Source organism: Subtercola boreus (genome assembly GCF_003399625.1).
GTDB classification, from domain to species: Bacteria; Actinomycetota; Actinomycetes; order Actinomycetales; family Microbacteriaceae; genus Subtercola; species Subtercola boreus_C.
This window is the reverse complement of the sequence record NZ_NBXA01000014.1, coordinates 46,311-69,333: the sequence shown is the minus strand read 5'-3', so window position 1 is coordinate 69,333 and position 23,023 is coordinate 46,311. Positions and strand designations below refer to the sequence as shown.

Annotated in this window: 19 protein-coding genes and 1 tRNA gene; 5 read left to right on the top strand and 15 right to left on the bottom strand. The window is 68.3% G+C overall.

The genetic code is table 11. The annotated features are described in order from the left end of the window. Positions 1-7: 7 nt before the first annotated feature. Together B7R21_RS06740 and B7R21_RS20400 are read right to left on the bottom strand one after the other, a co-directional pair. On the bottom strand, positions 8-1,279 hold the full coding sequence (locus tag B7R21_RS06740) for an SGNH/GDSL hydrolase family protein (RefSeq protein ID WP_116282476.1): 1,272 nt from the start codon (positions 1,277-1,279) through the stop codon (positions 8-10). Between the two features lie 250 nt (positions 1,280-1,529). After that, the gene (locus tag B7R21_RS20400) at positions 1,530-3,002 is read right to left on the bottom strand and encodes an NtaA/DmoA family FMN-dependent monooxygenase (RefSeq protein WP_216364150.1); all 1,473 of its coding nucleotides are present in this window, start codon (positions 3,000-3,002) and stop codon (positions 1,530-1,532) included. A gap of 21 nt (positions 3,003-3,023) precedes the next feature. Here B7R21_RS20400 and B7R21_RS06730 point away from each other — a divergent pair, with 21 nt between their 5' ends. Both B7R21_RS06730 and B7R21_RS06725 read left to right on the top strand, forming a co-directional pair. Beyond that, entirely contained in the window at positions 3,024-3,668 is a 645-nt protein-coding gene (locus B7R21_RS06730) for a helix-turn-helix domain-containing protein (protein ID WP_116282475.1), read from the top strand. Positions 3,669-3,783: 115 nt separating this feature from the next. After that, positions 3,784-7,557: an ABC transporter ATP-binding protein gene (locus B7R21_RS06725; protein ID WP_216364148.1), complete on the top strand. Its 3,774-nt coding sequence runs from the start codon at positions 3,784-3,786 to the stop codon at positions 7,555-7,557. A 1-nt stretch (position 7,558) separates the two neighbouring features. On the opposite strand, the gene B7R21_RS06720 is transcribed toward B7R21_RS06725, so the two are convergent. Further along, positions 7,559-8,476: an alpha/beta fold hydrolase gene (locus tag B7R21_RS06720; RefSeq protein ID WP_116282474.1), complete on the bottom strand. Its 918-nt coding sequence runs from the start codon at positions 8,474-8,476 to the stop codon at positions 7,559-7,561. A 93-nt stretch (positions 8,477-8,569) separates the two neighbouring features. Between B7R21_RS06720 and B7R21_RS06715 the strand changes: the two genes are divergently transcribed. Then, on the top strand, positions 8,570-9,049 hold the full coding sequence (locus B7R21_RS06715; RefSeq protein ID WP_116282473.1) for a DUF4190 domain-containing protein: 480 nt from the start codon (positions 8,570-8,572) through the stop codon (positions 9,047-9,049). An 89-nt stretch (positions 9,050-9,138) separates the two neighbouring features. Then, positions 9,139-11,703: a carboxylate--amine ligase/circularly permuted type 2 ATP-grasp protein gene (locus B7R21_RS06710; protein WP_116282472.1), complete on the top strand. Its 2,565-nt coding sequence runs from the start codon at positions 9,139-9,141 to the stop codon at positions 11,701-11,703. Positions 11,704-11,800: 97 nt separating this feature from the next. Here the strand turns inward: B7R21_RS06710 and B7R21_RS06705 are convergent, their stop codons facing one another. Then, the gene (locus tag B7R21_RS06705) at positions 11,801-12,151 is read right to left on the bottom strand and encodes a DUF805 domain-containing protein (protein WP_367379389.1); all 351 of its coding nucleotides are present in this window, start codon (positions 12,149-12,151) and stop codon (positions 11,801-11,803) included. Between the two features lie 226 nt (positions 12,152-12,377). Here B7R21_RS06705 and B7R21_RS06700 point away from each other — a divergent pair, with 226 nt between their 5' ends. Next, complete coding sequence (locus B7R21_RS06700; RefSeq protein ID WP_147305837.1) at positions 12,378-13,817, top strand: hypothetical protein; 1,440 nt, start codon at positions 12,378-12,380, stop codon at positions 13,815-13,817. A gap of 13 nt (positions 13,818-13,830) precedes the next feature. On the opposite strand, the gene B7R21_RS06695 is transcribed toward B7R21_RS06700, so the two are convergent. The 11 genes from B7R21_RS06695 to rplU form a co-directional block, all read right to left on the bottom strand. After that, positions 13,831-15,525, bottom strand: coding sequence for a DUF4214 domain-containing protein (locus B7R21_RS06695; RefSeq protein ID WP_116282470.1), 1,695 nt, complete (start codon positions 15,523-15,525; stop codon positions 13,831-13,833). 138 nt (positions 15,526-15,663) lie between these two features. Beyond that, positions 15,664-15,736: transfer RNA gene (locus B7R21_RS06690), tRNA-Ala, on the bottom strand. 118 nt (positions 15,737-15,854) lie between these two features. Beyond that, on the bottom strand, positions 15,855-16,220 hold the full coding sequence (gene rsfS / locus B7R21_RS06685) for a ribosome silencing factor (protein WP_116282469.1): 366 nt from the start codon (positions 16,218-16,220) through the stop codon (positions 15,855-15,857). An 18-nt stretch (positions 16,221-16,238) separates the two neighbouring features. Beyond that, on the bottom strand, positions 16,239-17,462 hold the full coding sequence (locus B7R21_RS06680) for a hypothetical protein (protein ID WP_147305836.1): 1,224 nt from the start codon (positions 17,460-17,462) through the stop codon (positions 16,239-16,241). After that, on the bottom strand, positions 17,459-18,079 hold the full coding sequence (gene nadD, locus B7R21_RS06675) for a nicotinate-nucleotide adenylyltransferase (protein ID WP_116282467.1): 621 nt from the start codon (positions 18,077-18,079) through the stop codon (positions 17,459-17,461). Before nadD ends, B7R21_RS06680 begins: the two co-directional genes overlap by 4 nt. A 56-nt stretch (positions 18,080-18,135) precedes the next feature. Next, on the bottom strand, positions 18,136-18,360 hold the full coding sequence (locus tag B7R21_RS06670; RefSeq protein ID WP_116282466.1) for a hypothetical protein: 225 nt from the start codon (positions 18,358-18,360) through the stop codon (positions 18,136-18,138). A gap of 55 nt (positions 18,361-18,415) precedes the next feature. After that, a complete protein-coding gene (locus tag B7R21_RS06665) occupies positions 18,416-19,690 on the bottom strand; it encodes a glutamate-5-semialdehyde dehydrogenase (RefSeq protein ID WP_116282465.1) in 1,275 nt (424 codons plus the stop codon). 64 nt (positions 19,691-19,754) lie between these two features. After that, positions 19,755-20,549 carry a glutamate 5-kinase gene (gene proB, locus B7R21_RS06660; RefSeq protein ID WP_116282464.1) on the bottom strand — a complete coding sequence of 265 codons (795 nt, stop codon included), beginning with the start codon at positions 20,547-20,549 and terminating at the stop codon, positions 19,755-19,757. Beyond that, positions 20,546-22,156, bottom strand: coding sequence for a GTPase ObgE (gene obgE / locus B7R21_RS06655; protein ID WP_116282463.1), 1,611 nt, complete (start codon positions 22,154-22,156; stop codon positions 20,546-20,548). Before obgE ends, proB begins: the two co-directional genes overlap by 4 nt. A 116-nt stretch (positions 22,157-22,272) precedes the next feature. After that, positions 22,273-22,557, bottom strand: a complete 285-nt coding sequence (rpmA, locus tag B7R21_RS06650) for a 50S ribosomal protein L27 (protein ID WP_116282462.1) — start codon at positions 22,555-22,557, stop codon at positions 22,273-22,275. 16 nt (positions 22,558-22,573) lie between these two features. Further along, the gene (gene rplU / locus B7R21_RS06645; protein ID WP_116282461.1) at positions 22,574-22,882 is read right to left on the bottom strand and encodes a 50S ribosomal protein L21; all 309 of its coding nucleotides are present in this window, start codon (positions 22,880-22,882) and stop codon (positions 22,574-22,576) included. Between the last annotated feature and the right edge of the window lie 141 nt (positions 22,883-23,023).

Here is a 23,023-nt window from a genome sequence, read left to right as displayed (position 1 = left end):
GTCCGGGTCAGCCGCGCTGGAGCCTCCGGCGGGCGACGATCATCCCGGCACCGGCGAGCACGCTGAGCAGGGCGAAGACGCCGACCGCGATCAGCATGGGCGCGAACACGCCCGTCGCGGCGAGCGCCGACGAACCGTTGCCGGCATCCGCCGCTGGCACCGGTACCGACGCGGTCGTGGACGGATCGGGTGCCACGGGCGAGACCGACGGCTCGGGAGTCACAGTCGGCGTGGGAGTCGACGTCGGCTGCGGAGCCACGACGGGGAAGGCCTTGGCAATTGCCGTCTCGGCGAGCTGCGCCATGAATCCGACGCCGTTTGCGTTCGGATGAAGCGACTTCTCATCGATGACCGGCGAGGTCGGCACGGTGAAGTCGACGAAGACGCCGTTCACGTAGGAATCGGCCGCAGGGGCGCAGGCGCTGTGGCCCCGCGATTCGGCGAACGTCGGCACGTAGATGAACCCGGCAGCCTCGGCCTGGGTCTGCACCGTGTTGTCGAGCGTCTGCTCGATCGTGTGCAGGAAGGGCGTGTCGGCATCGGTGAACGGAAAACCGCCGGGCTGCGTCACGGGCGAGAAGCAGCTCCCGCCGGCGGGCAGGTCGGCGGCATCGGGAGCGATGCTCGGGTAACCCAGCACGAAGATCTTCGCGTTGGGGGCGGCCTTGCGCACTGCGGCGTAGGTCGCGCCGATCACCTGGCCGAGGAGCGGGATGCGCGACGGAAGCGCCGCGATGCCAGGGATCTGCTGGCAGCTCGTGAGGGCACCGAGGCCGGGGCCGACCAGCGGACCGTTCGCAGATGCCGCAGCACACGCCGCCGCCACCGTGGTGAACTTCAGCCCGTTTCCGCCGACGGTGATCGTCACGACGTCGGTGGAGGCATCCAGAGCCGCCGTCTGCACGGGCAGCGTCGAACCGTTCACGGGCTGCGGCACAGTGGTGAGGTTCTCGGCCTGCGCTCCGCTGCAGGTCACATCCGTGAGGTCGAGCCCCAGGGTGGCAGCCAGCAGGTGCGGAAAGTTCTCGAGCGATTGGCCGCAGTCCGACGGCACGTCTGGGTTGACGGCGCCGATGCCGATGCCCGAGGAATACGAGTCGCCGATCGCCACATACTTCAGCCCGGCGGTCGGCAGCGCGACGTCTGCCGCGCTGGCGCTGCCGGCCACGGCCACCGGTGCGATGCCGGCCACGGTCAGAACGGCGGCGAGCGCCACCCAGCGGCGGGGTCCGCTACCGCGACGCGGCCGGCCCTCTCGACGTGTCAGTGCTGACGACATGCTTCCCCTCGACTGTGCGGATGACGTTCCTGCGGATGGCGACTGTGTGAACCGCAATCGCGTGAACTGCGACTGTGTGAACTGCGACTGTGTGAACTACGACTGCGACTTCGACTGGGTGAACTGCGATGCGGATGACCGTGCGCCTGCCGGCACGAATGACGTACGGATGGCGGCGCTGTGGTTTGGCCACACACTAGCAGCGAAGCCGGGCCTCCCGTGTTACGCGCGCGAGTCGATCGCCCCTCTCTCACCCTGTTGGAGTTGTCGGCCCTGTTGGAGTTGTCGGCCCTGTCGGAGTTGTCGGCCCTGTTGGAGTTGTCGGCCCTGTTGGAGTTGTCGGCCCTGTTGCCGCGTCGGCCCAGGTGAAGGCGTGCCCCCGGTGCGATTCGGGCAGCCGTGCGTGGCCCTCGCCGAACAGCTGCTCCCGCAGTGTCGAACCGCAGTACTCCCCCGGGGCGAGCCCACGCTCCCGGAGAACGGGCAGCACGAGCTCGATGAAGTCGTCGTAGGTGCTCGGAGTCAGGTGCGGCTGCACGAGGAAGCCGTCGACGTCGGTGGCCGCCACGAACTCCTCGAGCGCGTCGACCACCTCGTCCGGCGTGCCGACAAAGACGCTCCCGTTGATGCCGGTCGTCCGGAAGTTCTCGAGGATGTCGCGCACCAGCGGGGCCGGCGTGCCGTCCTTCGCGAGATAGCGCTCGACGTTGCTCTGGCCCATCTCCGTGTTTCTCTGAGCCAGCGGCAGGTCGGGGTCCAGTGCCAGGAGATCGATCCCGGTGTTGCCGGCGTAGATCGCCGCGGCGCCCTCGTTCGTCGACATCGCGAGCATCTCTGTGTGCTTCGCCTCGGCCTCCTCGTGCGTCGGGGCGGTGATGAACAACGCCCCGACCAACAGCTTGACCGAGTCGGCCGCGCGTCCGGCCGCGACCGCGCTCGCCCGCACTCCGGCGACGTTCGCGGCCACCACCGACGGCACGCCGCCCGCCACGAACACGGCTTCGGCGTTCCGGCCCGCGAACTCGCGGCCGCGCCCCGAGGCACCGGCCTGCACGAGGAGCGGGGTGCGCTGGGGCGAGGGTGGCAGGTTCAGGATGCCGTGGGACCGGAAATACGGGCCGTCATGGTCGATCATCCTCACCCCGGCGGGGTTCGCGAAGACGCCGGCCTCCCTGTCGAAAACGAGGGCGTCGTCGGCCCAAGATCCCTCCCAGAGCTTCAGGCAGACGTCGACGTAGTCGTCGGCCATGTCGTAGCGGAGGTCGTGCGAGATGAGGTCCTTGCCCATCAGGTCTGCCGCTGTCGCCCCGGAGGAACCGGTCACGATGTTCCAACCGATCCGGCCGTCGGTGAAGTGGTCGAGCGTCGCGAAACGCCGAGCGTTCGCGGCCGGAGCCTCGACCGTGGTCGAGGTGGTGAGGATGAAGCCGAGCCTCTGGGTGACCGCGGCCATCGCGGTGACGATCGGCATCGGGTCGCCCTGCGGGATGCCGCGACCCTCCCGCACTGCGGCGTCGAGCAGCGCGCCATCCAGAGCGGGGAAACCGTAGCTGTCGGCGAGGAAGAGAAAATCGAGCCCGGCCGCCTCGAACTTCTGGGCGAGCGCCGTCCAGTGCGAGATGTCCAGGTAGTCCAGCGAGGTGTCGCCCGGGTGCTGCCAGGCCGATCCGACGGTGCCGTTCGGGGCGATGTACTGGAAGATTCCGAAGACGAGAGGCTTCATGGGTATATTTATGTCATAAATATGACGAATTCACGAATCATGAACCAGACCCCCTCGACAGCGCCACTCGACGACGATGCGGTCACGATGGGTGCGCGCATCCGCGAGCTCCGGCGCTCTCGGGGCCAGACCCTTGTGCAGCTCGCGTCGGCCACGGGGATGTCGCAGCCGTTCCTGAGCCTCGTCGAGCGGGGGCACGCGCGGTTGAGCCTGGCTTCGATGGGCCGCATCGCGACCGAGTTCGGCGTGCAACCGGGCGACCTGCTCGCCCACCGGCCGCCCCGGCGGACGACGAGCGAGACGACCGACGTGGTCTATTCCGCCCACCGCGACCGACCGGCCAGCAGCGGTGGGGCACGCTCGGTCTGGCAGCTGGCGGAGCTTCCGGGCGGGCTCCGGGGAGTCGAGCTGTTCAGCGCCGAGACTGCGTTCACGGAGTTCGGCGTGCATGACGACGACGAGTTCGTCTACGTGCTCGCTGGCACCCTCGAGGTCGGGCTCGAGGCCGAGCCGGGCGGAAGTGTCGACGATGCTCTCGTCGAATGCCTCGCCGCGGGCGGCTCGATCACCTTCGCCGCCGGTACCCGGCACGCCTGGCGCGCCGCCGGCCCCGAGGGCTTTCGCGTGCTCGTCGTCACCGCGCCCGCCCCCGGCCGCGTCTTGTGAATCGAATCCCCGAAAACTGTCGGTAAGGACGTCGGATACCGACAGTTTTCGGTGTCTCGATCACCGGAGGTGGAGGTGGGGGTGGAGGCGGGGTGGGCGCACGTAGACTCAGGAGGTGACAAACGCCCCCACCGCATCCCCAGCCCCGGGCTGGGTGCGGCGGCTCTGGGGCTACATGCTGCGGCACCGCCGGAGCCTCATCCTCTCGCTCGGCGCGGCGCTTCTCGGCAGCGCCTGCCAGGTGGTCGTTCCGCTGGTCGCGAGGCAGATCGTCGACAACGTGATCCTCGTCGCGGACGCCCCGCTGCTGCCCTGGCTCGCCCTGCTGGTGGGGCTGGCCCTGGTGACATTCGGGTTCACGTATGTGCGCCGCTACCACGGCGGGCAGGTTGCGCTCGAGGTGCAGAACGACCTCCGTAACGGTATGCACGACCACCTCCAGACGCTCGACTTCGCGAGCCTCGACCGGATGCCGACGGGCCAGCTGGTGTCGCGGGCGAACTCCGATGCGACCCTCGTGCAGGGCCTGCTGATGATGTTGCCGATCATGAGCGGCAACATCATCCTGATGCTGCTGTCGCTCGTCGTGATGTTCGTGCTCTCACCGCTTCTCGCGCTGGTCGCCCTCGTCGTGACCCCCTTGCTCGTGCTGATCTCCTATCGCATGCGGGCCCGACTGCTGCCGGCCACCTGGGATGCGCAGCAGCGCGAGGGCGACGTCGCGCAGATGGTCGACGAAGACGTCACCGGTGTGCGCGTCGTGAAGGCCTTCGGGCGCGAGCGGCGTGAGATCGACCGGATGATCGGGACCTCCTCGTCGCTCTACGGCTCCGAGATGCGTGCGGTGCGCATCCAGTCCCGGTTCCAACCCCTGCTCGAAGCTGTGCCCACCCTCGGCCAGGTTGCCGTGCTCGCGTTCGGCGGCTGGCTGGCCCTGAACAACCAGCTGACCATCGGCACCTTCCTCGCCTTCTCGGCCTATGTCTCCCAGCTGATGGCGCCCGCGCGGCAGCTGGCGGGCATCCTGACCGTGGGCCAGCAGGCGCGGGTGGGCATCGAGCGCATCTTCCAGCTGCTCGACCAGCGCCCGGCGATCGTGGATGCCCCGGCCGCCGTGCCACTGCCCGCGGGCGGTGGGGCCATCGACTTCACAGGGGTGCGGTTCTTCTATGGTGCGGAAGGCTCGGGCGGCGCGCCGGTGCTCGACGGCTTCGACCTGCACATCCGGGCGGGCGAGCGGGTCGCGATCGTCGGCCCGAGCGGCAGCGGCAAATCGACCGTGGCCGCGCTGGTCTCGCGGTTCTACGAACCCGATGCCGGAACCGTCTCCGTTGACGGCATCGACGTACGCCAGCTCAGGCTCGCCTCGCTCCGCCGGCAGGTCGGCGTCGTGTTCGAGGAGAGCTTTCTCTTCAGCTCGACGATCCGCGCGAACATCGCCTATGGACGGCCCGGCGCGACAGACGCCGAGGTCGAGGCGGCCGCCCGGGTGGCAGAGGCCCACGACTTCATCGGCAGGCTCCCCCTCGGATACGACACCGTCGTCGGCGAACGCGGGCTGAGCCTCTCCGGCGGGCAACGACAGCGCATCGCCCTGGCGCGCGCGATTCTGTACGACCCGCGCATCCTGATCCTCGACGACGCCACCAGCGCGATCGACGCGAAGACGGAGGAGCGCATCCATCGGGGGCTCCAGGAGGCCCTCGGCCGGCGCACCGTGCTGCTGATCGCCCACCGGGAGTCGACCCTCCACCTCGCCGACCGCATCGTCGTTCTGGAGGAGGGCAGGATCAGCGACTCGGGCACCCACAGCGAACTGCTGGAACGGAGCACCACCTACCGCGAGCTGCTCTCCGGTCTGGATGAGGAGACCCGCGCCGCTGCCGCTGCCGGCCGCATCGAGGTGCTCGCCGACCTCACCGCGGCCGGCACGCTGGTCGACGGCAAGGAGCACGACGCGGATGCGGCAGCCCGACCCGACCGCGCGAAGAAGCCCGCCGCGGCAGGCCCTCCCCCGTCTGCCGGGGCTCAGAGCGGCCTGCTCGGCGCCGACCCCGCCCTGCTCGACGCGGTCGCCGCCCTCGGCCCGATCCGCGACATCCCGCACATCGACCGCGACCGCGAGACCCGGCACGACCCGCAGTTCGGCCTGGTGCGGCTGCTGAAGGAGTTCCGCCGGCCCCTGGCTCTCGGTCTGGTGCTCGTCGTGCTCGACGCTCTCGCCGGTCTCGCGGGCCCGGTGCTGGTGAAGACCGGCATCGACGACGGTGTGCAGGCGGGGTCGCTGATGGTGCTGCTCGGGGCATCCGCCCTCTACCTCGTCGTGACGCTCGCCGCGCTGCTCGACGGCATCGCATCGACGTTCGTGACGGGCCGGATCGCGCAGCGCGTCATGCTGTCACTCCGCATCCGCATCTGGTCGCAGTTGCAACGTCTCTCCCTCGACTACTACGAGCGCGAGATGGCCGGGCGGGTGATGACCCGGATGACGACCGATGTGGTGCAGTTCGAGTCGCTCGTGCAGAACGGTCTGCTCTCGGCCCTCGTCTCGGTTGTGACCTTCGTCGGTGTGGGGATCGCGCTGGTGTCGCTGAACGTCGAACTCGGGCTCTGTACGCTCGCCGTCGTGGTGCCCCTCGCCTTCGCGACGGTCTGGTTCCGAAAGCGTGCCTCCTCGCTCTACGACACGGCACGCGATCGCATCGCGCTGGTGAACGCCGACTTTCAGGAAAGCCTCTCGGGCGTGCGCGAGTCGCAGGCGTTCGTTCACGAGAGCGACACGGTCGAGCGGTTCCATGGCCTCGGCCGCTCCTTCCTCGAGACCCGGGTGGCCGCGCAGCGGCTCGTTGCGCTGTACTTCCCGTTCGTGCAGTTCCTCTCGAGCGTCGCGGATGCGATCGTGCTCGGTGTGGGTGCCGGCCTCATCGCCTCAGGGCAGCTCAGCTCGGGCGACCTGATCGCCTTCATCCTGTACATCTCGCTGTTCTTCTCCCCCATCCAGCAGCTCTCGCAGGTGTTCGACTCCTGGCAGCAGACGCGCGTGTCGGTGGGGCGCATCTCCGAACTGATGAAACTCGACACGCTCACCCCCGAGCCGGCACCCGGAACCGCGATCGAGCCGGGGCGGCTCCGCGGCGCGCTCTCGCTCGTCGATGTGCACTTCGCCTACCCGGCGGCGGTGCAGGCGCAGAAGCCGGCGGAGGCGCTGCACTCGATCACGCTCGACATCCGCCCGCACGAGACGCTGGCGCTGGTCGGCGAGACCGGCGCGGGCAAGTCGACCGTGATGAAGCTGCTGGCCCGGTTCTACGATGTGGACTCGGGTGCGGTGCTGGTCGACGGAATGGATGTTCGCACCCTCGACCTCGTCGCATTCCGCACACAACTGGGCTACGTGCCCCAGGAGGCCTTTCTCTTCACCGGCTCGGTGCGTGACAACATCGCCTTCGGTGATCCGGAGACGTCGGATGCACGGGTCGAAGCGGCAGCCCGCGCCGTCGGCGCGCACGACCTCATCCGGGGCCTTCCCGGCGGGTACGGGCATGTGCTCAGCGAGCGGGGCCGTTCCCTCTCGGCCGGTCAACGGCAGCTGATCGCCCTCGCCCGCGCCCAACTCGTCGACCCGGCGATCCTGCTGCTGGATGAGGCCACCTCGAACCTCGATCTCGCCACGGAGGCGCGGGTCACCGCCGCGATGGAGCGCGTCTCGTCGGGCCGCACCACCGTCGTGATCGCGCACCGCCTGCAGACGGCACGCGCGGCAGACCGCATCGCCGTGATGCACGACGGCCGCGTCGCGGAACTGGGGTCGCATGACGACCTCATCGCCGCGGGCGGTCGCTACGCGTCGATGTGGGAGGCGTTCGAGTCGGCGGAGCGCCCCGCCTGACTCAGACCGGGTCGGAGACGGCCGTCAGGTACTCCAGGATCTCGGCTCGGCGGGTGAGAGCGACGAAGTGCCCCTCGTCGGCGAATTCGTGCAGCCGGGCATCCGGCAGCCGCTCGACGAGGATCCGCGACCACGCCGCGCGGATCACCCTGTCTGCGTCGCCCTGGAACACCTCGACCCGGGCCCTGACGGCTTCGGGCGCGAACCCCCACGGCGCCCCGAACGCGAGGTAGTCGTCCACAGAGCCTCGCGTGTCGGCCACCGACTCGGCCATCGCGCGGGCGAACCAGTTCGAGTACATCGTGATGAGTGCCACGTCACTCGGGCCGAGGCCGATCGACGCCAGCCGTGCGAGGATCGGAGGCGACAGGACGGTCAGCCAGCGGCTGGCCAGAAAGTACGCCCGCGCGGCGATCGGAAGCCGCCGGGCGAGAGCGATGAGCCGCCGGTCGTTCGCGTTCAGTTCGGCAAGCCGCTCCGGATGCGCCGGTTCGGCCAGCGGCAGGGCCCCGGCGACGATCGCCACACGGTCGACCCGGCCGGCGTGCGCGTGAGCGGCGGCGAGCGCGTACTGGCCGCCCTCCGACCAGCCGATCACCCGGAACCGATCGACGCCGAGGTGCGCCAGAAGCACCTCGAGGTCGGTGCTGGCCCAGTCGAGCATCCGGTGCCCCGGCCACCTGGAGCTGCCGCCGATCCCGGGCCGGTCAGGAGAGATGATGCGCACTCCGAGAGCCCGCGCCGGTTCGTCGGAGTACTCGATGTCGATACCGCTGACGAGGCCACCGTGGCAGTTGACCACGACGGCCCCGGCCGGGTCGCCGTACTCGTGGTACGCAAGCCTTCGCCCGTCGGGCAGGATCAGGATGCTCGGGGGCAGGTTCTCCCGGAGCGGTGTGACAGGCGCTCTCCGAACCATCGTCTGCCTCCCTGGAGGCAATCGTAATCGAGCAGCGGGCTGAGCCGACGCCGTAGGCTGGCCTGAGCCCAGACCACCGAACGGAAGCAGCCGATGAGCGATCAGAACCCGCCCCCCGCCCCCGAGCAGCCGAAGTACGGCGAGACTGCGCCGACCGAACAGTACGGCCAGCTGCAACCGCCGGCGTACAGCCAGCCGGCCGCCGCGCAGCAGCCCTACGGCCAGGCCGCTCCCGCCCCGAGCTACGGCCAGGCCTCTCCCGCTCCGCAGTACGATCCGTACTCGGTTCCGTCGCCCCAGGCCTACGGCCAGCGCACGAACACCCTCGCGATCATCGCGCTGGTGCTCGGGCTCACCATTCCGATCGGTGGCATCGTCACCGGCCACATCGCGCTCGGCCAGATCCGCCGCACCGGCGAATCGGGCCGCGGAATGGCACTGGCGGGCCTCATCATCGGGTACGCCTACACCGCCCTCGTGATCCTCGCGATCATCGCGTACATCGTCTTCTTCGTGGTGCTGTTCAGCACGGCGGGCCTGAGCCACAGCTCCGGGTACAACTACAACACCTGATCGGCCCGAGCCGGGGGGTGAGGTGTCAAGTCCCCGGCAAAACAGCCTGCAGACTGCCTTCCCGGCCCCGGTGCCAGTAAGTTGTCGGCATGAGTGCTGAGCTGACCCTCGGAGCAGAAGAAGAGCTGCATCTGATCGATCTGGAGAGCGGGAAGCTCTCGGCCCGAGCACCACAACTGCTCTCGAGGCTGCCGAAGGGCAACTACTCGGCCGAGATCCAGCGCACCACCGTCGAGACGAACACCACCGTCACGACCACCCTCGACGGTCTTCGCACAGAACTCCTGAGGCTCCGCGGCGACCTCATCGGTGCCGCCGCAGAATTCGGGCTCGGCGTCGCGGCGGTCGGCACCGCCCCACACTCGGAGTTCGCCGACTTCGAGCTGACAACCACGGGCCGCTACCGCCGCATGCAGGAGCAGTACCGGCTCCTCGTCGACGAGCAGTTGATCTGCGGCACCCAGATCCACGTCGGCGTGGCCGACCGCGACATGGCCGTGCAGATCGCGCAACGCGTCTCCCGCGACATCCCGATCCTGCTCGCGCTCTCGGCGAGCTCGCCCTTCCTGAACGGTCACGACACCGGGTACGCGAGCATCCGCACCACCATCTGGCAGCGGTGGCCGAGCGCCGGTGCGACGGGGTACCTCGCCAGCGCGGCCGAGTACGACGAGATGCTCAATGACCTCATCGCGAGCGGCGTGATCGCGGATGCGAAAATGGCCTACTTCGATGTGCGGCCCTCCGCGCACGAGCCGACTCTCGAGCTGCGCGTCTGCGACGCGTGCCCGATCGTCGACGATGCCGTGCTCATCGCAGGGCTCTTCCGGGCGAGCGTTCGCGCCGCCGAGCTGGAGATCGAAGACGGCAGGCCGCCGCTCGGCATCCGCGCGCCCCTCCACCGCGCCGCCATGTGGCAGGCTGCGCGGGGCGGGCTGTCGGGTCACCTGCTCGACTCCACCGAGCATCCCCGGCCCGTTCCCGCCGCGCAGGCTGTACGGGGCCTCATCAGACGGCTCCGCCCCCAGCTCGAGGAACTCGGCGACTTCGACGAGGTGCGTCGCCTCGCCCAGACCACCCTCGCCTGCGGCAACTCGGCCGACCGCCAACGTGCAGCGTTCGCCGAGCGCGGCAGCCTCACCGATGTGGTCGAGCTCGTGGTGGCAGAGACCCACGGCCCGGCCGGAGGTCTCGAACCCGCGGCCTCCGCCCTCCGCGGCTACCGGATGCGCGCCGGCGACGAAGCAGTCGGCCCGAGCGCCGCCCCGCGGCCGCACTACCGGGAGATCGTCGACTTCTTCCGCACCCTCACACCGGACGCCCTGGCCGCCCGCAGCGGCGGACGCGACGCGTGGACGGCGGATGCCCAACTCGACTTCGGCGTGGGCGGGGAATTCACCCCCTTCGAGATCGACCTCGTGCCGCGGGTGATCAGCGCGTTCGAGTGGGCGGAGCTCGGCGCGGGTCTCACCCAGCGGGCACGCGCGATCGACGCGTTCCTGAGGGACATCTACGGCGAGCAGAAGGTCATCGCCGACGGAGTGCTGCCGGCGAGCACTGTCGACGGGGCGGGCTGGCGGGCGGAGGCTGCCAGGCTCCCCCACGACACGGTGCGTGCACCGATCATGGGATTCGACCTCGTGCGGAACGAGTTCGGCGCCTGGCGCGTGCTCGAAGACAATCTGCGTGCACCGAGCGGTGCCGCCTATGCCATGGCCGCCCGCCGGCTGATGGATGCGGTCGTGCCCGATCTCCCCCGGCCCGACGGGCTCCTCGATCCGCACTCGGCGCTCAGCGCCCTGCGGCAGAGCCTCGGAGGGGCGAAGAAGACCGGCCTCGGGGCCCTCGCCCTGCTCTCCAGCGGAGCGGCGAGCTCGGCTTGGTTCGAGCACCGCCGTCTCGCCGACGATGCCGGCCTGCTGCTCGTCACGGCCGACGATCTCGACATCCACGAGGGCCGCGTCGTGACGGGCGAGCGCAGAACGGTCATCCGGTCCCTGTATGTGCGCATCGACCCCGAACTCATCGACCTGCGGAACAACGCGGGCCGCTCGATCGGGGCGGAGATCTTCGAGGTGGCGGTCGCCGGCAACGTGTTCCTCGCCAACGCGCCGGGCAACGGGGTCGCCGACGACAAGGCGATGTACTGCACTGTGCCCGATCTCATCGCGTACTACCTCGACGAGCGACCGTTGCTGGAATCCGTTCCGACCTACCGCACGAGCGACGAGGCCGAACGCCGGAGTGTTCTCGAACGCGTCGGTGAGCTCGTCACGAAGCCCGTCGACGGTGAGGGCGGGCGCGGTGTCCTGATCGGACCCTCGGCGACGGCCGCCCAGATCGCCGAGCGTCGTTCGGAGATCGCGCGGGAGCCCGCGGCGTGGGTCGCCCAGGAGGTCGTCGCGCTCTCATCGCTGCCGGCCTACACCGGCGCGACGCTCGAACCGCGTCACGTCGACCTGCGGGCGTTCGTCTACGTCACCGGAGACGGTACCGGTGCCGGCGACTTCGAGATCGCCGATCTGGCGCTCACCCGTGTCGCCCCGACCGGCAGCCTGGTCGTGAATTCGACGCAGGGCGGGGGTGCCGAAGACACCTGGATCCTCGGGCCCGGCAGCACCCCCGACGAGCGAACTGCGTCTGTCAGGCCGTAGGGCGGTCGAACCGAGCTCCCTGCGGAACGCCCGGCAGCAGCATGAACACCAGCAGGATGATGCCGCCGACCAGCGGGATCAGGCCGAGCAGGATGAATCAGCCGGCCTTGTCCGTGTCGTGCAGCCGGCGCACGACGAGCGCGAGGCTCGGAATCAGGATGGCGAGGCCCCAGATCGCGTAGATGACCGTGAGGAAGATCGCGGCACCCGTCGGCGTGTTGGCGGTGCCGTTCATGTTCGTGCTCAGGCCACCGGTGGCCGCCAGGATGATCTGCAGAACGAGGCTCACGACACCCGTGAACAGTGCGACCCACCAGTACTCGGCGCGTCCGGCGCGGCCCGAGAAGGTGGCGTACTTGGTGAAGAATCTCTTGACGGCGGCACCGAACGGTGCGCCATAGAAGGGCGCCCAGAGCGGCGGTTCGGTGGTCTTGGCGGGAACGGTCATGTCGGGCATCCTCTGGCTGGGTGTTGCATGAGAGTCAAGATCAGGCGAGACCATACTGGCATTCGCCAGACCACTTAGCAGCAAACGTCGCCGACAAGCGGCAAATGTCATTCAAAACAGATTAATCCTCGCCGGTTGCCCCTGTCGGCAGTACCATGAGCCATCCGGGGCACTCAGCACCGACGCAGCCGGTATTCCTTTCATCTGGATGATCCTGGAGGCCGTCATGTCCGCTCGCTCTGAAACTTCCCCGCCCGCGCCCGATGCGACCGAGTTCGAGTCGCGTTTCCCTCGTCGGCTGCTGTTCGCGGGTGCCGCGGCGGGACTGGCGGCCACCGCCGTGGTGGCCGGTGCCGCGCCCGCCCAGGCGGCATCCGCAACCACCCCGTGGTTGCTCGGCGGCAACAGCGGCGTCACGACCAGCAATTTCATCGGGCCGACGACCGCCGGCGTGCCTCTGATCTTCAAGACGAAGGCGAACGCGACCTCCGCCGTCGTCGAGAAGATGCGCCTGACGGCCGACGGCAAAATCGGCATCGGGGTGACATCGCCCGCCGAGAAACTCGACATCGTCACCAGTGGAACCGCGGTTCAAGGAAAGAGCATCGGCACGACCACCTCCGGCCGTGGCATCCTCGGGTCGTCACCGAACGGGTACGGCGTGCAGGGCTCGTCGACCGGCAACGTCGGCGTTCGGGGCGAGGGCGCGACGGCCGGGGTGTCGGGTAAGGGCGACCTCTACGGCGTGCTCGGCGAGTCGACCTCGTACGGGGCCTATCTCAGTGGAGGGCTCGGGGCTGTCTACGCGAGTGGCGGCCAGTACGGCGTGCTGGCGAACGGAGTGACCGGAGTCTCCGGCTCCGGCGTCACCGGAGTGTCCGGCTATTCGACCGATACGAACAGCAACGGTGTCTACGGAAGCGGCGGGCAGTACGGCGTGCACGGTGTCAACGCACGAACCGCCGGCGTCCGCGGCGATTCGGGCTACGTGGGAGTCTGGGGCCAGGCACCCACCTACGGGCTGTACGGCAATGCGACCGCGACGACAGGACAGGTCTACGGCGTCTTCGCCACGACCGCGAGTCCGGACGGATTCGCCATCTTCGCGCAGGGAAATTCCCACGTGAACGGTACCCTCTCGAAGTCCGCCGGATCCTTCAGGATCGACCACCCGCTCGACCCCGACAAGAAGTGGCTCTCGCACTCCTTCGTCGAATCGCCCGACATGATGAACATCTACAACGGCAACATCACCACAGACGGCTCGGGTGCAGCAACGGTCGCCCTGCCCGCGTATTTCGCCGCCCTGAACCGCGACTTCCGCTACCAGCTCACCGTCATCGGCGATTTCGCCCAGGCGGTGGTCTCCAAAGAGGTCGCGAACAACAGCTTCGCCATCAGGACCGACAAGCCGAACGTGAAAGTTTCGTGGCAGGTGACGGGCATCCGCCAGGACTCCTACGCCACGGAACATCCGATCGTCGTCGAGACGGCCAAAACGGGCACGGATGTCGGCGCCCGCCAGTTCGTGCCGAAGGGCTCCGCAGCCACGGCCGCGCCCACTGGCCCGGGCTCGCCGTCGGCCTCGATCACACCCGTCTCCCCCGCAGACGTCGCAAAGCCCCAGGACAAAGCCGCCGGCACCACGCCGGCCCCCGCCTACTGACCCAAGCGCGATCTCAGCTGACGGGGAACCTCGTCGCAGCCCGGTCGAAGTACTCATCGCTCGAGGTCAGAGTCGAGCGGGTGAGGGAGTCTCCGTTGGCGAGATCGAAGTCCGTCCACGTCTTCAGGCCACTCGGATCGGGGGTGCGCCCGAGGTAGAGGGCGTACATCGCTCCGACCCGCTTCTGGGCGGTCTCTGTCGAGATCCAGAAGTCCTTGACGACCTCCATACGGCCCTGGCGCTCGGCGATCCCTCCCCAGAACACGATGTCGGCCTGGGATGGCATTCTGCCGAGAAGCGCGATATACACCCCGGTCACGAAGCCGGCGTCGTTGCCGCCGTGCTGGTCGTAGTACTCGGCGGAGGCGTAGTAGGTCATCTCGACGTCGTCGGTCTGCGTGAGACCCCTGTGCATCCTGTCGAGCCAGAACAGACGGCCCGGTGCGTCGCTCGGGCGGTGAAGCACAGACTCGTAGGCCGCATCGATCCGGATGAGTCGGTATTCGTCGCTGTCGGCGAACCCCAGCGAGACCGAGCTTCGCGGTGAACCCGTCTTCAACCTGTCGGCCCAGAAGGCGATCTCGCTCGTTCCGGGCGCGCGCCCGAGAAAGTCCTTGTAGAGCGCGGTGATGTACGAATTCACCTTCGCGGGCACGCCCGGCTGCGTGGATGCCGCCGAGGCGAGCGTGACATCCCTCGACGCCACAGCCCCCTCGGAGACGGTGAACGTCGCGGTCGACGCCGGCTGGAAAGCGTCATCCGGGTACGACACGGTGATCCGGTAGGAACCGGGATAGATGAAGGTCGTCTGATAGGTCAGAGCGGATCCGGTGCGCTCCACCCTCCCCGGCGCGCTGCTCACCCAGGAGGCGGATGAGGCGTTGTAGCCCTCGACCGAGAGGGCGACCTTGGCGGGGTCGAGTCGGGAGAGGTCGCAGGATGCGCAACCGATCGTTCCCGTCACACGGCCGCCCTGCACCAGGGTCATGTCGACGCCGGATCGCACCTGCCCGGGCTTCACCGTGTACGGCACACCCTGTGGCGCACCGGCTGCCATGCCGAGGAATCCTTCGAGATAGGTGGTCGGCTCGGCTCCACCGCTGTAGAACTCGACCCGGTAGGCGCCTGTGGCAGCGAGATTCCTGAAGTCGTAGGTGCCGGTGGAATCCGTGTTCGGCAGGGTGATCCGGGTGTCGGGCTGTCCCCCACCCAGAGTCTCGCACCCGTGGATGTCGTACGCCCAGACCTCGACATCCGAGACGGGCGCGCCCTTCAGGTTCTTGACGGTGCCCTTCAGCTCGCCGCCGACAGGCAGGGTGATGTTCCAGTTGGCGATGTCGGAGGCAGCAGTGGTGTAGTCCTGGCTCTCGACGGTGCAGCTGGGAGAGTCGAACGAGGCCGAGAGGTACGGCGCGAAATTGCCGGGGCCCACGTTGTCGGCCTGCAGGAGGAACGGCGAACCCTGGGCGACCTGCACGGAGTAGTTGCCCGCTGCGTCGACGGCTCCCGCGACGACCGGTGGTTGGCCCAGACCTCGGGCGACGGAGATCTCGACACTGCCGGCGCCCGCCGACGTGCTGCCGAGCGAGACGTGTCCGCTGACGGTGATCATGGCCGGTGCGGCGAACGCCGGGGAGGGCAGGAGGAGGGAGGTGACGACGACAATCGCGGCCGCACCCCCCGCCAGGACGCGCTTCAAGCGGAACATCGATTCCCCCTCCGTACAGACGAGCGAAGGCCCACCCGAGGGTGAGCCTTCATTCGATCCGGTAGATCAACTTCGATCCGGTGGACCTTCTTCGATCCGGTGGACCTTCTTCGATCCGGTGGACCTTCTTCGATCCGGTGGAGCTGAGGGGATTCGAACCCCTGACCCCCTGCATGCCATGCAGGTGCGCTACCAACTGCGCCACAGCCCCTCATGTCTGGCCCAGAACCCGGAGGTTCTGCTTCAAACAACTTGCCTAGACTACTACACGCTGAGCCCGGCGCGAAACCGAGACGGTCTCGCGAACGCTGCAGGCGGGCATCCTCGACCTAGGTGACCGAAACCGTGAGCGGAACGACCGGGCAGTCCTTCCAGAGCCGTTCGAGGGAGTAGTACAGGCGATCCTCGTCGTGGAAGACGTGCACGATCACGTCGCCGAAGTCGAGCAGCACCCAGCGGCCTTCGGAGAGGCCCTCTCGACGCAGGAGCTTCGCGCCGGACTCCTCGACCTTCTCGATGATCTCCTCCGCTATGGCGCGCACATTGGGTTCATTGCGGCCCGAGGCGATCAGGAAGACGTCGGTGAGCGGAAGGGGGCCTGTCACGTCGAGCGCGACGAGGTTCTCGGCCTGCTTGGAGTCGGCCGCGCGTGCGGCGATGCGGGTCAGTTCGAGGGAACGGTCGGTTGCAGTCAAAGAGGGGTCACCTGACGGTTAGAAGATTCTGAGGGCGAAGACGGCCACGAGCAGCCCGACCACTCCGACGGCCAGCACACCGGCCGTCACCATGAGGATCACGGGGGCGTTTGCCCGGCTGCGCTTGGGCGGCGCGATCAGGCCCGAGCTCGCACCGTGGGTGCTGACGGCGCGACTGGCGCTGACAGGTGCGACATCCGACCCGACGTCGCCGTCGGGGTCGAGGTAGGCGTCGAGCTCGGAGGACTCGAGGCCGTCGGCCGGAGCCGCGCCCATCGAACCGAGACTCATGGGGAGGTCGATCGAACCGGTGATGATGACCTCGCCGGTCTCATCGAGTGCTGTGCCGACGTCGCCGTGGTTCGGGACAGAGGGAAGCACGAGTGCGCTCGTGGTGGAGACGCTGTTCGAGGAACCCACACCGCGGGTGGCGATCAGGGCGTCGAACGGGGTCTCGGCCCGAGCGGCGTCGACCTCGCGCGCGCGCTCGTCGGGCTTCGGGAACAGCGGCGAGAGGATCGGGCCTGACGGGTTCTCGTCGATCGTGATGACATGCACAGCCTCCGGAGCGACGGTGTCGTCGATCTCGGCGAACTCCTCGTCCTCCTGGGCGGCCACCTCGTCGTCGACCGACGGATCGATCACGATCAGCTCTTCGACCGGAACAGCCACCTCGCTGGTGTCTTCGGATGAGCCAGACCCTGACGTGTGCGCGTCATCGACGGTCTCGACGGAACCCGTCGGGACGATCTCGATGCTGTTCGTGTCGGGTGCCTCGGGGATGATCTCCGCGATGATCGGGCCGGTCGCCGGGCTCGAGGGCGCTTCGACCGCAGCCTCGGGCTGAGTCTCGCCGCGGTCGGCATCCCCAGCGCCAGCGTCACCCGTCGAGTCGGCGGCGTGCTGCTCGGCGAACGGGTGGTCGACGGAGACCACGCGCCGGGCACGACGACTGAGCGACGGGGTGGCGCCGAGGGAGGTCGCGGGGGCGAAGGGAACGACATCGGCGGAGTCGGTCACCGGCGCGGACGCCTCAGGCCCAGCGGGCGCCGATTCGGCCTCGGCCGCCGGCTCGGGCATTGCAACAGGAGCGTCGGTGGCAGCAGCCGCAGCAGCGCGGCGCTCGGCGTCGGCCTGATCGGCGGCCTTCGCGTCTTCCTTCTGCTGCTTGCGCGGTTTCTGGCGCTCGAGTTCACGGAGCGCGCGCCGTGTCAGCGGCTGCTCGTCGTGAGGCACAGTCATTCAACACTCCGATATAGGTGATGCTTGGTGATGTACTGAACTACACCGTCGGGTACCAAGTACCACACTGGGAATCCCCGGCCCACCCGCCCACGACAGTCAGTGGACGATATGGCGAGTGCCGGAACTTCCAAATAGCTTACGTCCTGCCGCGGCAAAGCGGAAATGGCCAGGGTGTGCCCCGGCCGTGAAACTGCCACGAAGTGTGCGAGCGACCACAGCTCTTCACTGTCTTTCCAGCCGAGGATCTGCGCGATGGCATCGGCCCCGGAGATGAAGAAGAGGTCGGCGCCCGGGTTCGCCTCCGCCAGGTCGCGGAGCGTGTCGATCGTGTAGGTGGGCCCACCCCGGTCGATGTCCACCCGACTCACGGTGAAGCGGGGATTGGATGCCGTGGCGATCACCGTCATCAGGTACCGGTGCTCTGCCTCCGTCACATCGGTCTTCTGCCAGGGCGACCCCGTGGGTACGAAGAGCACGGTGTCGAGGTCGAAGAACTGCGCGGCCTCACTGGCGGCGACGAGATGGCCGTGGTGGATCGGGTCGAATGTGCCACCCATGATGCCGATGCGCGGCCGCCTCGGGAGGCCGGGAGTCACCTCGGGAGCAACGGTCATGAACGCGGCGTGGTGCTTCGACGGAGGGCCAGGATGCTGTCAGGCGTCAGCAAGCGTCAGTGGTCGGCGCCGGTGCGGTCGCCGTGGCCGTGCAGGTCATGCGACTGCGCGAACGCAGCCGACTTCTGCGGGTGGCGGTTGGCGACGTCACGGTAGCTCCACATGACGAAGCCGGCGACCAGGAAGATCGCGAAGGCGATGAGCCCGAAGAAGACGCCGGGGAAGGGCAGGTGGTTGACGGCCTCTTCGGAAAGCACGATGGCGTTCGCTACGACGGACATTGATTCTCCTGATCATTCGTGTGGCCCGGAAGGCCACAGCACAAGACTACCGGTCTCAGCGGATCTGTCCGGAACCGCGCACGAGCCACTTCGTGCTCGTCAGCTCGGGCAGGCCCATCGGACCCCGGGCGTGCAGCTTCTGCGTGGAGATGCCGACCTCCGCCCCGAAACCGAACTCGCCGCCGTCGGTGAACCGGGTGGACGCATTCACCATCACCGCCGCGGAGTCGACCTCGTTGAGGAAGCGTTCCGCGTGGGAGAGGTCGTTCGTGATGATCGACTCCGTGTGGTGCGTCGAATACCGGCGGATGTGCTCCATCGCCTCATCGATGTCGGAGACCACCCGCACCGCGAGGTCGAGGCTCATGTACTCGGCCTGCCAGTCCTCCTCGGTGGCCGCGACGGAGTCGGGGAACAGGGCGCGCGCCTCGTCGTCGGCGTGGATCACCACTCCGTCGGCCCGAAGGCGCGCGAGCACCGGCGGCAGCAGCCTGGCCGCAGCGCCCCTGTGCACGAGGAGGGTCTCGAGTGCGTTGCAGACGCTCGGCCGCTGAACCTTGGCGTTCTGCACGATGTCGACCGACCACGACTCGTCGGCACTCTCGTCGAGGAACACGTGCACGACACCCGCCCCGGTCTCGATGACCGGCACCTTCGACTCGGCGACCACCGTGTTGATGAGCGAGGCGCTGCCCCGCGGGATCAGCACGTCGACCAGGCCCCTGGCCTGCATCAACTCGTGGGCCCCCGCCCGCCCGAACTCGTCGATGGTCTGAACGCACTCCCGGGGAAGCCCGACCGAGGCGAGGGCATCCTGAATGAGCCCCACGAGCACCCGATTGGTGTTCTCGGCCGCCGAGCCACCGCGGAGCACGACGGCGTTGCCGCTCTTCAGCGCGAGCGCGGCGATGTCGACCGTGACGTTGGGCCGGGCCTCGTAGATGACGCCCACGACCCCGAACGGCACGCGCACCTGGTCGATACGGATACCGTTCGGCAGCACCCTGCCGCGAACCGTCTCACCGACGGGGTCGACCAGACCGACGATCTCCAGCACGGCCGCCGAGAGGGCCCCGAGCCGGGAATCATTGAGCGTGAGCCTGTCCTGCAGCGCCGTCGTGAGGCCGTTCTCCCGGCCGTGGGCAAGGTCGAGCGCATTCCCCGGCAGGATCTCGGCCGCGCCGCCGGCGACAGCCCGGGAGATCGCTTCGAGGGCACGGTTCTTCACCTCGGCCGTCGCCGTCGCGAGCGCGAGCGACGCGGCGCGGGCGGCGACGAGACGGTCGGTGAGCGACGAGAGCGGGGGTGCGTCGAGTGTGGTGTTGGCCATGCTCACGATTCTAGGACTCCCCTTCTGCCAGCCGGCCGGAGCCACCAGGATCTGTGGACAACTCCTACGGGGACGCCGGTGTGAAGAAGGTGCCGACCGGCTGCCCTGCCAGAGCCTCGGTCACGAGGGTGGCCGAGGTCACGAGCACGGCCGTGCCGGCATCCGCTGCCAGCCGGGCGGCGGAGACCTTCGTCGCCGCTCCCCCGGTTCCGACGCCCGCCGCGCCGACGTCGCCGAACGTGACATCGGCGAGCAGGTCTCCGACCGGCACGTCGACGATCCTGACGGCGCCCGGCTCAGAGGGAGGGCGGGTGTACAACGCATCCACGTCGGAGAGCAGCACGAGCACGTCGGCCTTCACCAGCACGGAGACGAGAGCGGCGAGCCGGTCGTTGTCACCGAACCGGATCTCCTGCGTCGCCACGGTGTCGTTCTCGTTCACGATCGGCAGGATCCGGAGCTTCAGCAGCCGCTCCATCGCGCGCTGGGCGTTGCTGCGATGGCTGGGGTTCTCGAGGTCGCCGGCTGTGAGCAGAACCTGGCCCGCCACGATACTGAACGGCCTCAGCGCATCCTGGTAGCGGTAGATGAGCAGGTTCTGCCCTACAGCGGCGGCGGCCTGCTGGGTCGCCAGATCGGTCGGGCGATCGTCGAGCTTCAGGAACGGCATGCCCGTCGCGATGGCGCCCGACGAGACCAGGATGACTTCCGTACCCCGGCCGTGGAGTTCGGCGAGCGCACCGACCAGCACCGCGATGTGCCCGGTGTTCGCTCCGGTGATCGACGACGACCCGACCTTCACGACGACGCGCGCCGCTTCACGGATCTGCTCCCGGGAGCGGATGGAGCCTCGGCTCACTCGCGCTCCCCGGAAGCGGAACCTGCGGAGCCCGACGCGCCCGACGGTGCCGGCGTGCCCGATCCATCCAGCGCGGTGTCGAAGTCGGGCTCGGTCAGGCCGTCGGCCTCCTCGTCACCCCAGAGTCCGGCCTCCTTCTCCCGCACGAGCTCGGCGCGGGCCGCGGCCTTGGCATCCATCAGCTCCACGTAGCGCTGGCGACGGGTCTGGTTCGTGCGGCGGTTGTTCGGGTCGAGGCGCGCGTCGGTTCCACGCGGGGCGGTGACGAGTTCGGCCGTCGACGTGAGGGTGGGCTCCCAGTCGAAGATGATGCCGTTGCCCGGGCCGATGACGACGGTGGATCCGCCGACAGCTCCGGCACGGAACAGCTCGTCTTCGACACCGAGCTTCGCGAGCCGGTCCGCGAGGAAGCCGATGGCCTCCTCGTTCGTGAAGTCCGTCTGGGCGACCCAGCGCTCGGGCTTGCCGCCCAGCACGCGGTAGACGTTGCCGAACGAGCCGCCCTCGACGACCACCCGGAAGTCGGCATCGTCGACAGCCTTCGGCCGGATGACGATCCGGGGCTTGGCAGCCTCGGTGGCGGCCTCTCTGCGACTGGTCTCGACCACGCCGGCCAGCGCGAACGACAGCGGCTGGAGTCCCTCGTGGCTCACCGTCGAGATCTCGAAGACGCGGTAGCCGCGGGCCTCGAGGTCGGGGCGCACGAAGTCCGCGAGTTCGCGGCCCTCCGGCACATCGATCTTGTTGAGCGCGATCAGCTGGGGCCGGTCGAGAAGCGGCAGCTGGCCATCCGGAACCGGGTACGCGGCAAGCTCGGCGAGGATGATGTCGAGGTCGCTGAGGGGATCGCGACCGGGCTCGAGCGTCGCGCAGTCGAGAACATGCAGCAGGGCGCTGCAGCGTTCGACGTGGCGGAGGAACTCGAGGCCGAGGCCCTTGCCCTCGCTGGCACCCTCGATGAGACCGGGCACGTCGGCGATCGTGTAGCGGGTCTCCCCGGCCTGCACGACTCCGAGGTTCGGGTGCAGCGTGGTGAAGGGGTAGTCGGCGATCTTCGGCTTGGCCGCGGACATCGCGGCGACGAGGCTCGACTTGCCGGCAGACGGGTATCCCACCAGCGCGACATCGGCGACCGTCTTCAGCTCGAGGAAGACGTCGCCCTCCCAGCCGGGCGTGCCCAACAGGGCGAATCCGGGAGCCTTGCGCTTGCTCGACGAGAGCGCCGCATTGCCGAGCCCACCCTGGCCACCTGGCGCGACGACGATGCGGATGCCCGGCTCGTCCATGTCGACGAGGGTCTCCCCCTCGGCATTCTTGACGACGGTGCCGACCGGCACGCTCAGCACCATCTCCTCGCTCGTGAAACCACTCTTGTGATCTCCCGCACCGGGGCCGCCGTTCTCGGAACTCCGGTGCGGACGACGGTGGAAGTCGAGGATGGTCGTGGTCTGCGGGTCGCTGACGAGAACGATGTCGCCGCCGTTGCCGCCGTTGCCGCCGTCGGGTCCGGCCAGCGGCTTGAACTTCTCGCGCTTGATCGACACACAACCGTTGCCGCCGTTGCCGGCACGCAGATGGAGGGTTACCTGGTCAACAAACGTTGCCATTTGCACTCCTTACGATGGTGCGACTTTCGTCGCGTCTAATGAAAAAACGGGTGCCAGTGAAACGAAAAAACAGGGGCGAGCCGAAGCCCGCCCCTGCCGAAACATGAGGTACCTGACTAGGCAGGCACCGCGACGGGCTCGGTTGCGACAACCGGCACGACGATGTTGATGACTTTTCGGCCACCCTTGTTGCCGAACTCGACCGAACCTGCAGCGAGGGCGAACAGCGTGTCGTCGCCGCCACGCCCGACGTTCACGCCGGGGTGGAAGTGGGTGCCGCGCTGGCGGACGATGATCTCGCCGGCCGACACGACCTGACCGCCGAAGCGCTTCACGCCGAGGCGCTGAGCGTTGGAGTCACGACCGTTGCGAGTGGAACTCGCGCCTTTTTTGTGTGCCATGAGTGTCTACCTGCCCTTACTTGATCGTGGTGACCTTGACACGAGTGAGCTCCTGGCGGTGGCCCTGGCGCTTCTTGTATCCGGTCTTGTTCTTGAACTTCTGGATGACGATCTTCGGGCCACGGAGGTCTTCGAGGACCTCAGCGGTGACCTTGACCTTGGCGAGCTTGGTCGAGTCGGACGTGATCGTCGAACCGTCGACCAGCAACACCGCTGCCAGCTGGATGTTGCCGTCTTTGTCGCCCTTGATGCGGTCGAGGGTGACGATTGTGCCGACCTCTACCTTCTCCTGGCGGCCACCGGCGCGCACAACTGCGTAAACCACTTCACATACCTATTCTCTACTCGGCGACTGCGCCCCAACCAGTGGTTGGCCTGCACCCTTGATATTCATTGAAAGCTTCTGGAAAGTCCCAGTGACTGTGCGCGGGCAGAGCCAGCACGCACCAACGGTCTACTTTACTTC

Excerpts from the sequence above, each read along its gene's own strand:
- B7R21_RS06740 (WP_116282476.1), bottom strand. The coding sequence starts at position 1,279 with ATGTCGTCAGCACTGACACGTCGAGAGGGCCGGCCGCGTCGCGGTAGC.
- B7R21_RS20400 (WP_216364150.1), bottom strand. The coding sequence starts at position 3,002 with ATGAAGCCTCTCGTCTTCGGAATCTTCCAGTACATCGCCCCGAACGGC.
- B7R21_RS06730 (WP_116282475.1), top strand. The coding sequence starts at position 3,024 with ATGACGAATTCACGAATCATGAACCAGACCCCCTCGACAGCGCCACTC.
- B7R21_RS06720 (WP_116282474.1), bottom strand. The coding sequence starts at position 8,476 with ATGGTTCGGAGAGCGCCTGTCACACCGCTCCGGGAGAACCTGCCCCCG.
- B7R21_RS06715 (WP_116282473.1), top strand. The coding sequence starts at position 8,570 with ATGAGCGATCAGAACCCGCCCCCCGCCCCCGAGCAGCCGAAGTACGGC.
- B7R21_RS06710 (WP_116282472.1), top strand. The coding sequence starts at position 9,139 with ATGAGTGCTGAGCTGACCCTCGGAGCAGAAGAAGAGCTGCATCTGATC.
- B7R21_RS06705 (WP_367379389.1), bottom strand. The coding sequence starts at position 12,151 with ATGACCGTTCCCGCCAAGACCACCGAACCGCCGCTCTGGGCGCCCTTC.
- B7R21_RS06700 (WP_147305837.1), top strand. The coding sequence starts at position 12,378 with ATGTCCGCTCGCTCTGAAACTTCCCCGCCCGCGCCCGATGCGACCGAG.
- B7R21_RS06695 (WP_116282470.1), bottom strand. The coding sequence starts at position 15,525 with ATGTTCCGCTTGAAGCGCGTCCTGGCGGGGGGTGCGGCCGCGATTGTC.
- B7R21_RS06680 (WP_147305836.1), bottom strand. The coding sequence starts at position 17,462 with ATGACTGTGCCTCACGACGAGCAGCCGCTGACACGGCGCGCGCTCCGT.
- nadD (WP_116282467.1), bottom strand. The coding sequence starts at position 18,079 with ATGACCGTTGCTCCCGAGGTGACTCCCGGCCTCCCGAGGCGGCCGCGC.
- B7R21_RS06670 (WP_116282466.1), bottom strand. The coding sequence starts at position 18,360 with ATGTCCGTCGTAGCGAACGCCATCGTGCTTTCCGAAGAGGCCGTCAAC.
- B7R21_RS06665 (WP_116282465.1), bottom strand. The coding sequence starts at position 19,690 with ATGGCCAACACCACACTCGACGCACCCCCGCTCTCGTCGCTCACCGAC.
- obgE (WP_116282463.1), bottom strand. The coding sequence starts at position 22,156 with ATGGCAACGTTTGTTGACCAGGTAACCCTCCATCTGCGTGCCGGCAAC.
- rpmA (WP_116282462.1), bottom strand. The coding sequence starts at position 22,557 with ATGGCACACAAAAAAGGCGCGAGTTCCACTCGCAACGGTCGTGACTCC.